The organism is Streptomyces sp. NPDC051561 (assembly GCF_044454195.1).
In the GTDB taxonomy this organism is placed as follows: domain Bacteria; phylum Actinomycetota; class Actinomycetes; order Streptomycetales; family Streptomycetaceae; genus Streptomyces.
Genome location: NZ_JBITDM010000015.1, coordinates 144,997 through 158,335, shown reverse-complemented (window position 1 = coordinate 158,335; position 13,339 = coordinate 144,997). Strand labels below are relative to the sequence as shown.

Here is a 13,339-nt window from a genome sequence, read left to right as displayed (position 1 = left end):
CGCGCGCCCGCCCGCGCCCCCCCCCCCGCCCCCCCCCCCCCAACCCCCCCCCCCCCCCCCCCCCCCCGGGGGCGCCGCCCCCCCCCCCCCCCCCCCCCCCCCCCCCCCCCCGCGGCGGGGCTTCTCCCTATGCCTCGTAGAACATGAACCAGCTGTTCTGCGCGGAGTTGAAGACGCATGTGGTGGCATCGACCCACCAGTATTCGTTCTTGTACGACGCCGCCTTGGCCCAGCAGGCACCCGCGGTGGCGAATGCGGCGTAGAACGTCCACTCCGTGCCGGGGGCGTTCACCACTTTGGTGACGGGCACGGTACGGACAGCCTCGGGCGTGCTCGCTGCCGCGGCGGTCTGCACGCCGACCGCGGGAACCAGCAGAGCCACCATTACTGCGGCGGTCGAGAGTCGCTTGGCGACTGAATTCATGGGGCAACCTCACTTACGTACTGGGGGCGTTGGGAAGGAAGGGGAAACGGCGGAGCGGCACGGAACAGGTGCCGGTCAGTCCTTCGTCCAGATGAAGATGTAGGCGTTTCCGCCGGACATCTTTTCCGTGGCGTCGACAACGTTGTACATCTCCGTGTGCACGCCGAAGGTCTTGGCCTTCCACAGCTGCAACCCATGCGCGTTGAAGTCCGAGACGGAGACCTGGGCGCTGGACGACTGCTGGTTGTCCTGGGCCTGGCAGAGCACGATGGGACCCGTCTGGATTCCCTTCCACCAGGTGACCCCGGACAGCTTCAGCTGAATCGAGATCTGGCCAGGCGCCGCGCCTCCGGGGAGGACGGTGGCCTGGACGACGTCGCCGTCCGGAAGGCGCTCCCCGTTGAGGAGCTGCTGGAAGTTGATTCCCTCGGCCGCCATCGCGGTCGACGTGTGGCCGACCACCTGTACGGAGCCGATCATGGCCGTCATCAGCGCAACGACCGGTAGCCGCTTGACAATGGAACGCATGGTGCGGTGCCACCTTTCCTGGTGAACCTCGGTCATCGGGAGTCGATCACCGGAACCCAGAGTGGCGGATTTGGATCTTCACTCTCATGGGGCGCGAGGGGGCGCTCGAATTGCGCTGCTTCATTTCAATGCTTCAACACATCCTTTCCGTACGGACAATGGGGAAATAGGAAGAGTCGACCAAATGATCTGCACGGCCATGGTCATGTTCATGGGGCGGCGCGGCGTCATGGGTGGTGCGGCGTCATGGGTGGTACGGCCGCCTGCGCCGCGGTCGCCCGCCCGCTCGGCGGGGTGTCGCGTTCCACCTCGCCGGCGCCGGTCACCGGCGCCGACGATGACATGGGTTCCCGTTGAGTCGCAGCCGCCGTACTCCCGGCAATGGTCTGGACCTTGACAGGTCCAGACCATTGCGGTTGGCTCGGGCCAATCTCCCCTCACCGAGGATGTGATGTCGTGTTACGCACGCCGACCTCCACCGTGAAACTTCCCCGCCTCATCGCCTCCGCCCTCGTCGCGGCCCTGCTCGCGGTGCTCTTCCCCCTCTTCGCCGCGACCGCGACCGCCGCCGCGAGCTGCGCCGCCGCCTGGAGTTCCGGCGCGGTCTACACCCAAGGCGTGACCGTTTCCCACGGCGGTCACAACTACCAGGCCAAGTGGTGGACCCAGGGCGAGACGCCCGGTACCACCGGCCAATGGGGCGTCTGGGCCGACCAGGGCACCTGCGGCGGCGGAGGCGGACAAGACCCCGATCCGTCCGGATTCGTCGTCTCCGAGAGTCAGTTCAACCAGATGTTCCCGAGCCGGAACAGCTTCTACACCTACGCCGGCCTGGTCGACGCCCTGAAGGCCTTCCCCGCGTTCACCAAGACCGGCAGCGACACCGTCCGTCGTCAGGAGGCCGCGGCCTTCCTCGCCAACGTCAACCACGAGACCGGCGGCCTGCGTTACGTCGTGGAACAGAACACCGCGAACTATCCGCACTACTGCGACGCGACCCAGCCCTACGGCTGCCCCGCGGGCCAGGCCGCCTACTACGGGCGCGGCCCGATCCAGCTGAGCTGGAACTTCAACTACAAGGCGGCGGGCGACGCTCTGGGAATCGACCTGCTGCGCAACCCGTACCTCGTTGAGCAGAACCCGTCCATCGCCTGGCGGACCGGACTCTGGTACTGGAACACGCAGAACGGGCCGGGCACCATGACGCCGCACGACGCGATCGTGAACGGGCGCGGCTTCGGTGAGACCATCCGCTCCATCAATGGCTACCTGGAGTGCGACGGACGCAACCCGGCGCAGGTGCAGAGCCGCATCAACAGCTACCAGAGCTTCACCCGGATCCTGGATGTCACCCCGGGTTCCAACCTGAGCTGCTGATCGCACGGGTGCTGCCAACACCGCCCCCACGACGGCGAATTCCTTGAGCAGTCCCAGCCGCCGGGGCGAGCAGTCGCAACCGCCGGGGCACGAAGCCCGCACGCTTCGTGCCCCGGCGGTACGGCCTGAGAGCCTGTGTCCGAACCCCTGGGCGCGGGGTACGAACTCCCCGGGCCTCCACCGACGATGAGCCCGAAGCCCGCGCTGTCACCTGCAACGCGCCGTGCGGACCGAGCTGCTGGGGTGCCCGGAAACGGCGGGCAGGAGAGCCGTAGGGTGAGCAGGAGAGCCGTAGGGTGAGCAGGCGCCGCTCACCACCACCTGTCGCAGCGGCCCCTGTGTGCCCGGGCCGGGCGCCGCCTTGCTCCGGGTACCGGGAGCAGATCAGGAGTTGACCGGTGATCAGTACGGCCGCAATAGCAGGAGTGGCCCTGGTCGAACTGGGCATGGCCCTGATTCCGGGACCCAACATGATCCATCTCGCCTCGCGCGCCATCACTCAGGGCCGCAGGGCGGGCCTGGTCAGCCTGAGCGGGACCGCGGTGGGATTCTTGTGCTACCTGGTGGCCGCGGCGGCGGGTATGTCCGCGCTGTTCGCCGCCGTGCCGCTGGCTTTCACGGTGGTCAAACTCGCGGGGGCCGCCTACCTGGCCTACCTGGCCTGGGACATACTCAAGCCCGGCGGCCGCTCGCCCTTCACCCCCCACCACGACCTGCCCCCGGTCTCCGACGCCCGCCTGTTCTCCATGGGCCTCCTCACCAACCTGCTCAACCCCAAGATCGCCCTCCTGTACGCCGCTCTCCTGCCCCAGTTCATGGACCCGCAGGCAGGCCCGGACTGGGCGCAGATGCTCCAACTCGGCGGCGTACAGATCATCGTCGGGGTCTCCGTGAACGCCCTGATCATGCTGGCCGCGGCGCGGGTAGCGGGATTCCTGGCCGCCCGCCCCCGTGTGATGGCCGCTCAGCGCTTCACGACGGGCGGCCTGCTCGGCGTCTTCGCACTGCGCACCGCGCTCTCCGACACACCCGCCTCCGCCTGAGCCGGTCCCGCGCACGTGCGGGACGGAGGTTTTGAAGCCGAGCCGCCCAATCGTGATGCCGTTGTCGAGGATGACGTCGAGGGCTCAGCCCGCGATGCCGCGCAGCTCCGCGTCCGGCGGGAGGACCCGTACCAGCTTGCGGTTGACGAACTCCCGCATGCCGAGCTGAGAGAGCTCTCGCCCGTAGCCGGACCGCTTGATACCGCCGAACGGCAGGTCGGGCTGGGTGGAGGTGGGGTGATTCACCCACACCATGCCGGTCTCGATCCGCTCGGCGACTCGGCGGCCCCGCTCCAGGTCGGCGCAGAAGACGGAACCACCGAGCCCGTACTGGCTGTCGTTGGCGAGGGCCACGGCCTCGTCCTCGTCGGCGACCCGGTAGACCACCGCGGCGGGCCCGAACAGTTCCTCGGCATACGCCCGCATTCCGGGCTTCACACCGGTGAGGATCGTCGCCTCCACGAAGGCGCCCTGCCGGTCGATCCGGTTGCCGCCCAGAACGAGCTCGGCTCCCTGCGCCACGGTCTCGCGGATCTGGTCGACAAGGTCCGACGCCGCCTGCTCGGAGGAGAGCGGCCCCAGGGTGGTCGCCTCGTCCGCCGGGTCGCCGGGCTCAAGTGCTTCGAAACCGCGCCGCAGCCCCGCCAGGAAGTCGTCGTACACCTCGTCCAGCACGATGAACCGCTTCGAGGCCACGCAGCTCTGACCGGTGTTCGCCATCCGGCCCGCCACGGCGGCGCTCACCGTACGCTCCAGGTTCTCCCCGTCGAGGACGACGAAGACGTCGCTGCCGCCCAGCTCCAGCAGGCTGGGCTTCATGTTCCGCCCGGCCCGCTCGGCGACCTTGGCGCCGGCGCCCTCGCTGCCGGTCAGCGAGGCTCCGCGTACGACGTCGCTGTCGATGATGCGCGAGATCTCGTCGTGGCTCACGAACAGGTTCGTGTACACGCCCTGGGGCGCCCCGGCGTCCTGGAACAGCTTCTCCAGGGCGAGCGCGTTCTGCGGGCAGATCCCCGCGTGCTTGACCAGCACGGTGTTGCCCAGCACGAGGTTGGGGCCCACGAAGCGCACCACCTGGTAGAGCGGGAAGTTCCACGGCATGACGCCGAGCAGCACACCGAGGGGCTCGTTGACCAGGTAGGCCTCCCCCTCGTCGACCTCCAGGGGCTCCGCGGCGGCGAACGCGGGCCCGTTCTTCGCGTAGTACGCCAGGATCGACGCGGCGAGGTCCACCTCCCCACGCGCCTCCTCGATGAGCTTGCCCATCTCCAGCGTGATGGTCCGGGCGAGCTCCTCCTTGCGTTCCTTCATCAGCCCGGCCGCGCGCTCCAGCACCGCGGCCCGCTCCTCGATGGGCCGTTTCCGCCAGGACCCGAAGGCCCGGTCTGCGGTTTCCAGGACGGAATCCACTTCCTTGCCCGAGGCTGCCGGGAACTCCGCGAGGGTTTCCCCGGTGTACGGGCTGACGGTGGCGAACGCACTCTTGCGCTGGTCCGACATGACATCTCCAGATCAGGTGAGACGATAACGTCGTTAACAAGAACTAAACGGGGCAATTCAGTATCACCCTCGCTGTGCGAAGTACCCGGTACGTACATATGCAAACTGCCCTTCGGCTTCCCTTCCGCCATCCCGGCGGGCTTCCGGGTGCGGCGGTGAGGGCGGGCGAGGGCCGTCGTCACGGTGACGCGAGGGCCGGAGGCCGGAGGGGGGCCCAGGGCGCCGCCCACCTCCGACGACACGCAAGCGGGTTGTCTCAGCTGTGGTTTCCCCAGCGGCGCCCCAGGGGGTCGTATGCGTACTGAGGCAGGCCCTCGATGGCGCTGGTGCGGAACGGACGCCCGTTGTCGTCGATGCGTACGGTGCCGGTGCGGCCCTGGGAGGACCAGTCCAGTTCCAGGTACCAGCGGCAGTCGCAGGAGCGGGTCCGGGCGGTGATCAGCAGGACTTCGGGGTCTTTCGCTGAGACGCGGTAGGGCATGCGCACGGCTGGGACCGGGGTGCCGGTGTCGTTTCCGGCGACCGCGCGGGCGATGGGGCGGTCCTTGTCCAGGTCGACGGCGAGGTAGCGGGGGGTGACGGCCCCGCCGCAGCCCAGGCCCATGGAGTAGGCGTTGCCCTGGGCCGGTGCGGTACGGCCGACCACGCGCACGCGCAGCGCCTCCAGCACGACGGCTGTGTCGTCGCGCCCCTGGACCGACAGTTGCACGAGCGTTTCGCCGCCGTGCACCGCGCTCTGCGTCGCCGCCCAGGGCGCGGCGTCCTGCGGGGCGGGGGGCGGGGGGACGAGATGGGGTGGTTTGGCGATGACGTACGAGTGACCGCAGCCGAGCTTCCAGGCATGGGAGTTGACGGACCAGGCGAGCGGCGGGCCGACCGGCTGTTCGCCGCGGGGCGGAGGCGCGGATCGCGCGCCGGGCGGCCGGACGGCGCCCGGTTGCTGCTGGGGAGAGGCGGAGCCGGACGGCCTTACGGAGCCCGGAGCCGGGGTGCCGGACGGCTGCCCGGTGGTGAGGATGTCGCTCGGGCCGGATGAGGCGCTCTGCCGCGCGGGCGCCCCGGCCTCCTTGGTCGCGGTCACCCCCTCGGAGCTGCTGACGGTCGCACGACGCCCGTCCGGCAGGACGGAGAAGCCGCCGAGTGTGGCGAGAACGGCACAGAGGGAGGTCAGCCCGGCCACGAGTCGCCGCCGCCGGTACCAGGGGCGGCCCGGGAGTGGGGAGGCGGCGGAAGGTGCGGGCGTCGCGGGTGGTGCGGGCGCAGGACCCCTTCCGGCTGCCGGGCTGTCGGCGGTCCTCGATGCCGTGTCCGCTGCGGGCGTCGCCCGCACCGCCGTGTTCGGGCCGCCCACCGCGTCGGGTACGGCTTCCGACCCCGTGTCGGACGCGCTCGGCGCGGCCTTCACCGGGCGAGCCGGCCGACGGACCGCTACTGCCAGGAGCCACTTGCGGTGGAGTTCCAGACGTTGCTCCGGGGTCGCGCCGCACAGCGCCGCGAAGCGCTCCACGGGGGCGAAGTCGAGCGGGACAGTGTCGCCCGCGCAGTAGCGGTGCAAGGTCGAGGTGTTCATGCCCAGACGGCGCGCCAACGAGCCGTAACTCCGGTCCGTGTGCTCCTTCAGCATGCGCAGCAACGCAGCGAACTGTGCCACTTCGTCGACGCGTTCACCGTCGATGCCCTCGTCGTCGATGTGTGCCGACACAGGTCCCCCGCCCTCGTAGCGATCTCCACCGGGCCGGGACGGTATCCCAGGCACCCGTATACCTGCACGTCACAAGGGCTGGGATGGTTCCACCGGGTGCAATCGGCCGTTGTTTGTTGCGCACGGCCGCTGCCACGTCTGATGCTTCTGGTGCCGCACCGGCCAGGCCCGGGCCGACCAGGGGCTCGCCGCGGTATCCACGTTCATTGATCTCATCCACTCTCATCCACGGGGGAACACCCATGTCCGTACGTATCCGAACGAGCGCCGCACTGACCGTCGCCGCCCTCGCGGTGGCCACGGTCCTCACGGCACCGGCCGCCGGCGCCGCGCAGAGGGCCGCCGCTCCGAAGTTCCTGTCGGCGTCCCAACTGCCGCCGCACCCGACGTCGTCCTGGACCGCCGGGCCGGTCACCGAGGGGTTCCCGGAGGCACTTGGCCTCTGCGTGAGCACGGAGGGCATCCCCTCCTACGACTACCGGCACCGGGAGTTCCGCACCGACCTGGACACCAGCGCCGTTCAGCTGACCGTCGTCGCGGGCACGGCCGCCCAGGCCAAGGCCTTGGCGAAGCACTACGACGACCTGATCCGCACCTGCGCCGAGCGCGTCGAGAAGTCCTCGCCCGACATCGAGGCAGAGGGCCGGGACTACGGCAAGCTGCCGGTCGAGGAGGGTGCGCGTGTCCGTGGTCTGCACACCGAGACGTCAGGGGGTGCCTCCGACGTCGCTCTGCTGTCGGTCGGGCAGGACGACAGGACCGTCACCGTCGTGAAGTGGGGGCAGTTGGGCGACTTCGGGAACGCGCCCGTGGCCGCCTTCAAGAAGACCACGAGCACGGCCGTCGCCAAGTTGTACTGACCGGGCGGCTCACCGCGGAGCGTGGGGCCGTCCTCCCGTCACGGGGGTGGGGAGGACGGCCCCTGCCGGATACGCCTCGCATCCACCGGGATGCGCATCGGACCTGCCACGGGGCGGACACCTTCGTACGGGCAGGCTCTCCCGTACGGGCAGGCTCTCCGGGTACCCCACGCCGGCCCGTCCCTCCTCGGTGGTTCGACCGGATCGCCGTTCAGCCACCGCGGAGGCCGGGGCACGCGCGAGGACGCGCTTATGATCAAGGGATGACTGAAGCCCACCGGTCCCTCGCCGACATCCTCGAAGGCGACGATCCCGACCACGAAGAACTCCTCGCCGCCGTCGTCGCCGACGGAGTGATCATCGCGGTGGACGAGACCGAATCCGTGGTCTTCATCCAAGGCCAGGACGCCAAGCCCTGGCTGCCGGCCTTCGCGGACGAGGCCACCTGCGCCCGCGACATCGTGCACGGCAGGCCGCTGCGGTGCGACGCGCCCCGGCTGCTCGACATCGCCGCGCGGACCGGGGTCAGGACCATGACGGTCGCCTCCGCGACTCAGTGCGCGACAGTCCCGATCGCCCTGGTGGGCAGGGCGGCCAACCACAAGCGGTCCTGAACCCCACCCGTTCGGCCCTCACCGGTCGTCCCCTCGGGGGCGCCCTGTCGAGAGCATCCCCTGACCCCTCCGGCTGCCGACGCGTCGGCGTCACTGACGGCAACTCTTGAGCGTCGTCGGCAGACAGGCGCGCGTCCGAGGGTGGAGAAGGGGTCGGGGAGGCCGCCGGGGTCGCCTCCTCCTGCCACGTGACTGCCACTCCTCCTGCCACGTGACTGCCCTCCTCCTGCCACGTGACCCGTACGGCGTCTTCCCCGCCTGCGGCACCCCGCGTGTTCCTCCCGCCCCGCCGACGGCCGGCATCAGGACGCGCACCGGCATGCGACCGGCCACGAAGCCGGAGGCCGCGCCGCCGTGGCTGACGTCCTATTGGTCCTGTGGGGGTGCCCGGTTTTGGCTCTGTTCGCGAGACCAAGGCCGCTCCAGAGTGGAAGGACCTTGAAATCCGCGGAGGACCCCTTGAGTATCGCGTTCCTGCTCACCACCCTTGCCGTGGTGATGACCCCCGGCTCCGGCGTGGTCTACACCCTCGCCGCCGGACTGTCCCACGGCCGACGGGCGAGCGTGGTGGCCGCGTTCGGCTGCACGCTCGGAGTCGTGCCGCACCTCGTGGCCTCGATCACCGGGCTCGCCGCACTGCTGCACACCAGCGCTGTCGCCTTCGAGGTGGTCAAGTACCTCGGTGTCGGCTATCTCCTGTACATGGCGTGGGCGACGCTGCGCGACAAGGACGCCCTGACGGTACGGGAGTCCGAGGCGAGGCCGGCGGGCCGGGTGATCGTCTCCGGCGTGCTGCTCAATCTGCTCAATCCCAAGCTCACCATGTTCTTCGTGGCGTTCCTCCCGCAGTTCGTACCCGCCGGCGGCCCCGGCTCGCTGGGCGTGATGCTTCAGCTCAGCGCCGTCTTCATGGCGCTCACCTTCCTCGTCTTCATGGGATACGGCATGGGCGCCGCGGCCGTGCGCGACCGGGTGCTGGCCCGCCCACGGGTCATGACGGGCATCCGGCGGGTCTTCGCCGTCACCTTCGTCGCTCTGGGCGCACGTCTGGCGGTGGCCTGAGATGCGCTTCCGGCACGCGGACGCGATCTGGTCCGCCTACCCCGAGCTGAGCGCGGGCGCACTCTACGCCGACGCCATCGGCACGGCCGTCGACGTCGGTCCGCGGGTGGCGGAGTACACCGCCGGGGCCCGGGAGCGGCTCGCCGCACACGCGGAGGGCCGGTTTCCCGAAGTCGTCGCGTGGCGAGGGGCGTTCGCGCGGATGCGGCTGAAGCCCACGCAGTACCGGTGCGCCTCGGAGTCGCTGCTGCGCAGGCTGCGGAAGGAAGGGGCCCTGCCGCGCATTCACCCGGTGGTCGACCTCTGCAACGCGCTCTCCGTCGCGTACGCGGTCCCGGTGGCCGTCCTCGACCTCGACCGCGTCGCGGGCCCGCTGCTCGAAGTGCGCCCCGCCCGGGGCGACGAGTACTGCACGACCTTCGGCGGCGACATCGAGCATCCCGCGCCGGACGAGGTGACGTTCGTGGACTCCGCGGGCCGCGCCCACGCCAGGCGATGGACCCACCGGCAAAGCGGTCACTCCGCGGTCGGGCCGCGCACCCGCCGCGTCCTGGTGGTGGTGGAAGCCATGCACGACGCCGGTCCGCGGACCGTGCCGGAGCTACTGAAGACGCTCGGCGACGAGTTGTCCGCGCTCTGGCACACCGCTCCGCTGTCAGCGGTACTCACCTCCTCCGCACCCGAGTTCACCTTCGGCGACCGGCAGGAGGACCGGGACCCGCCCGAAGGACCCCGCCCCGGCCCGCACCGGAACGACGCGGGCGGCTGAATGCGGGTCGCTCCACCGGACCGAGCCCGGGCATCGGCGCGACCGGGCTCCGGCCGGCCCCGCCTCGCCGGGCACACGCATGGCAGCATGAGCCGGTGAGCAACGGGGAGCGGGCGACGACCGGCACAGGCGCGGTAGCCACGGGCACGGCATCGGCCGTGGGAAGCCGGGTGGCAGCCGCCGCGTCCGCCGGGCCGGCAGCCGTCGGCGAAGCCGCACTGGTGGCGCACGGCTCCGACTTCCTGCAACTGGACGTCAGCCGCGCGCCGCTGGGCGGCAAGGCGGACTGGCTGGCCCGTCATCTGCGGAAGGCCATAGCGGACGGGCGGCTCGCGGTGGGCGCCAAGCTGCCGCCCACGCGCGTCCTCGCCGCCGAACTGGGCGTCTCCCGCGGTGTGGTCACGGAGGCCTACCGCAGGCTCACCGAGGACGGCCACGTCGAGGGCCGTCGGCGCGGCGGTACGACGGTGGTCGCCGCTCCGCTCACGTCCTCACCGACGCCGTCCGCTCCCAAACTGCCCCGGGGCCCGGGCCGGCACTTCGGCACCGCCGCACCGTGCGCCGTGTTCACGGGGGAACCGGGGCCCGAGGCCTTCGACGCACTGCGCGCCGCCACTGCCCGCTTCGACCTCACCCCCGGGCAGCCCGACCTCTCGGCCTTCCCCCGCACGGCCTGGTTGCACGCCGAACGGGACGTGCTGGCCCAGCTCTCCTCCCAGGACCTCGGATACGGAGACCCACGGGGAGCGCCACGCCTGCGCCGTGCCGTCGCCGACTGGCTGGCGCGCAGCCGCGGCGTCCGGGTCGTGCCGGACGACATACTGATCGTTGCCGGCACGGCACAGGCGCTCACCCTCCTTCACCCGGTCCTGCGGGCGCACGGCGTCGACAGCGTCGCGGTCGAGGATCCCGGATCGCTCGGCACCCGCCAGCACCTTCGCAACGGAGGTCTCATCACCCCGCCGGTCCCGGTCGACGAGCACGGCCTGCGCGTCGACGCGCTGCGCGCCACGGGCGCTTCCGCCGTCCTGGTCACCCCGGCCCACCAGTTCCCGACCGGCGTGGTGACCAGCGGGGAACGGCGGCGTGAGCTGCTGGGCTGGGCGGCGGACGGCGGGCTGGTCGTGGAGGACGACTACGACGCCGAACACCGTTACGACCGGCCGCCGGTGCCCGCGCTCCGCTCGGTCCTCGACGACCGGGTGTGCTACCTGGGCAGCGTTTCCAAGCTGCTCGCCCCGGCGCTGCGCATCGGCTGGATGGTGCCGCCGCCCCGCTACCGCAAGGAGCTGACCGACGCCAAACGGTTCAGCGACCTGGGCAACGCCGTGCTGCCTCAGCTGGTGCTCGCCCATCTGATGGAGTCCGGCCTGCTGGAACGGCATCTGCGGTTGCTGCGGGGCCGTCACGTGCGGCGGCGCGACGCGATGATCGACGCGCTGGCCGCCCATCTGCCGGGCACGGTCGTGCACGGAGCCGCGGCGGGCCTGCACCTGACGGTGACCTACCCGCACGAGGTCCCCGACACCGAGCTGGCCGCCGCGGCGCTCACCCGCGGGGTGAAGTGCCAGCCCCTCTCCTGGCATCGCCAGCTCCCCGGCCGTCCCGGCCTGGTCCTCGGTTACGCGGCAGGTCCGGCCGGCGCCGTCGCCGAAGGCGTGGAAATACTCGGCCGCACCCTGCGCGAGCTGACGCACAGCCGACCTTCCCGTCTCCCGGCCCCGCCCAGACCGCTGTCGCCCCCGTCGGTTCGGCGGGGCATGGAACGAACATAGCCGCGACCACTGACAACGGCCGGTGCGCTGCACCTGGTCAGGGGGACAGGGGACGGACCCGCCACGGGGGCAGGGGGAACGAACCGGGGCCCGGGGGCAGAGCCCCCGGCAGGCGCCCCAACCACCCGCGCGTCCCGCCCCCGGCAGGAAGGTCCCCTCAGATCAGGCCCTGTGCCAGCATCGCGTCCGCGACCAGTTCGAAGCCGGCGATGTTCGCGCCGACCACGTAGTTGCCCGGCACCCCGTACCGCTCAGCTGTGCTGTAGCAGGCCTCGTGGATGTGCCGCATGATCTCCTCCAGCCGCTCCTCGGTGTGGGCGAAGGTCCATGAGTCGCGCGAGGCGTTCTGCTGCATCTCCAGGGCGCTGGTGGCCACCCCGCCCGCGTTCGCCGCCTTTCCGGGTGCGAACGCGACACCCGCCTCCTGGAAGACCTTCACTGCCTCCGGAGTCGTCGGCATGTTCGCGCCCTCGGCGACCGCGCGGACACCGTTCGCCACCAGGGTGCGCGCGTCGTCCTCGTCCAGCTCGTTCTGCGTGGCGCACGGCAGCGCCACGTCGCACGGCACGTTCCACACGCCGCGGCCCGCGACGAACTGGGCGTGTGCGCCCCGGCGTTGCGCATACTCCGAGACGCGGCCGCGACCCGCCTCCTTGATCTCCTTCAGGAGCGCGAGGTCTATGCCCTTGTCGTCGACGACGTAACCGCCGGAGTCCGAGCAGGTCACGACGGTCGCGCCGAGCTGCTGGGCCTTCTCGATCGCGTAGATCGCCACATTGCCGGAACCGGACACGGCGACCCGCCGGCCGTCCAGGCTCTCACCCCTGGCACGCAGCATCTCCGCCGTGAACATCACACAGCCGTAACCCGTGGCCTCGGTGCGCGCCTGCGCGCCGCCCCAGCCAAGGCCCTTGCCGGTGAGGACTCCGGACTCGTAACGGTTCGTGATGCGCTTGTACTGGCCGAAGAGATAGCCGATCTCGCGTCCGCCGACGCCGATGTCACCGGCCGGAACATCCGTGTATTCGCCAATGTGACGGTGCAATTCGGTCATGAAGGATTGACAGAAGCGCATCACCTCGGCGTCCGAGCGACCCTTGGGGTCGAAGTCGGAGCCGCCCTTGCCGCCGCCGATCGGCATGCCGGTCAGGGCGTTCTTGAAGATCTGCTCGAACCCGAGGAACTTCACGATGCCGAGATTGACCGACGGGTGGAAGCGCAGTCCGCCCTTGTACGGGCCGAGCGAGCTGGAGAACTCTACCCGAAAGCCCCGGTTGACGTGGATGTCGCCCTTGTCGTCGGACCACGGGACACGGAAGATCAGCTGCCGCTCGGGCTCGCAGACGCGCTCCACTATGCGGGCGTCCATGAATTCGGGGCGCGCGCTCAGCAGCGGGCCGAGCGTCTCCAGGACCTCGCGGACCGCCTGGTGGAACTCGCTCTCACCCTGATTGCGGCGCAGCACCTCGGCGTACAGCTTCTCGATGACGCGGTCGTCGAAGACGCCGTTCCTGACGGCACCGTTCTGAAGGGTCGCAGACATCGGTCACATCCTTTCCATGCTGGTCGGCACCCGGCACGGCCCTCACCGGGAGGGCGGCCGGGGGCCCCGTCGGCCGCACACCGACTCGGGAATTCCTCGTCCGTGTGCACGGGGCACACGGACGCGTCTGACCGATGATTGT

12 protein-coding genes are annotated in these 13,339 nt (G+C 70.6%); 7 read left to right on the top strand and 5 right to left on the bottom strand.

Annotated features, from left to right (window positions below; genetic code table 11):
* Positions 1-127 precede the first annotated feature (127 nt).
* The gene (locus ACIA73_RS28595) at positions 128-424 is read right to left on the bottom strand and encodes a hypothetical protein (RefSeq protein WP_399441651.1); all 297 of its coding nucleotides are present in this window, start codon (positions 422-424) and stop codon (positions 128-130) included.
* Positions 425-499: 75 nt separating this feature from the next.
* A complete protein-coding gene (locus ACIA73_RS28590) occupies positions 500-952 on the bottom strand; it encodes a hypothetical protein (protein ID WP_399441649.1) in 453 nt (150 codons plus the stop codon).
* Positions 953-1,408: 456 nt separating this feature from the next.
* Between ACIA73_RS28590 and ACIA73_RS28585 the strand changes: the two genes are divergently transcribed.
* Positions 1,409-2,329 (top strand): glycoside hydrolase family 19 protein, encoded by a 921-nt coding sequence (locus ACIA73_RS28585; protein ID WP_399441648.1) that lies wholly within the window; start codon positions 1,409-1,411, stop codon positions 2,327-2,329.
* A gap of 398 nt (positions 2,330-2,727) precedes the next feature.
* On the top strand, positions 2,728-3,372 hold the full coding sequence (locus ACIA73_RS28580) for a LysE family translocator (RefSeq protein ID WP_399441647.1): 645 nt from the start codon (positions 2,728-2,730) through the stop codon (positions 3,370-3,372).
* Between the two features lie 84 nt (positions 3,373-3,456).
* Here the strand turns inward: ACIA73_RS28580 and ACIA73_RS28575 are convergent, their stop codons facing one another.
* Both ACIA73_RS28575 and ACIA73_RS28570 read right to left on the bottom strand, forming a co-directional pair.
* Positions 3,457-4,872 carry an NAD-dependent succinate-semialdehyde dehydrogenase gene (locus tag ACIA73_RS28575; protein WP_399441646.1) on the bottom strand — a complete coding sequence of 472 codons (1,416 nt, stop codon included), beginning with the start codon at positions 4,870-4,872 and terminating at the stop codon, positions 3,457-3,459.
* Positions 4,873-5,128: 256 nt separating this feature from the next.
* Entirely contained in the window at positions 5,129-6,496 is a 1,368-nt protein-coding gene (locus ACIA73_RS28570) for a helix-turn-helix domain-containing protein (protein ID WP_399441705.1), read from the bottom strand.
* Between the two features lie 320 nt (positions 6,497-6,816).
* Between ACIA73_RS28570 and ACIA73_RS28565 the strand changes: the two genes are divergently transcribed.
* The 5 genes from ACIA73_RS28565 to ACIA73_RS28545 all read left to right on the top strand — a co-directional run bounded on the left by ACIA73_RS28565 (position 6,817) and on the right by ACIA73_RS28545 (position 11,654).
* Positions 6,817-7,434, top strand: a complete 618-nt coding sequence (locus tag ACIA73_RS28565; RefSeq protein WP_399441645.1) for a hypothetical protein — start codon at positions 6,817-6,819, stop codon at positions 7,432-7,434.
* 263 nt (positions 7,435-7,697) lie between these two features.
* Positions 7,698-8,048, top strand: a complete 351-nt coding sequence (locus ACIA73_RS28560; RefSeq protein WP_399441644.1) for a hypothetical protein — start codon at positions 7,698-7,700, stop codon at positions 8,046-8,048.
* Between the two features lie 459 nt (positions 8,049-8,507).
* Entirely contained in the window at positions 8,508-9,110 is a 603-nt protein-coding gene (locus ACIA73_RS28555; RefSeq protein WP_399441642.1) for a LysE family translocator, read from the top strand.
* A 1-nt stretch (position 9,111) separates the two neighbouring features.
* On the top strand, positions 9,112-9,879 hold the full coding sequence (locus ACIA73_RS28550; RefSeq protein WP_399441641.1) for a B3/4 domain-containing protein: 768 nt from the start codon (positions 9,112-9,114) through the stop codon (positions 9,877-9,879).
* 221 nt (positions 9,880-10,100) lie between these two features.
* The gene (locus tag ACIA73_RS28545; protein ID WP_399441704.1) at positions 10,101-11,654 is read left to right on the top strand and encodes a PLP-dependent aminotransferase family protein; all 1,554 of its coding nucleotides are present in this window, start codon (positions 10,101-10,103) and stop codon (positions 11,652-11,654) included.
* Positions 11,655-11,811: 157 nt separating this feature from the next.
* On the opposite strand, the gene gdhA is transcribed toward ACIA73_RS28545, so the two are convergent.
* On the bottom strand, positions 11,812-13,197 hold the full coding sequence (gene gdhA, locus ACIA73_RS28540) for an NADP-specific glutamate dehydrogenase (protein WP_399441640.1): 1,386 nt from the start codon (positions 13,195-13,197) through the stop codon (positions 11,812-11,814).
* Positions 13,198-13,339 lie beyond the last annotated feature (142 nt).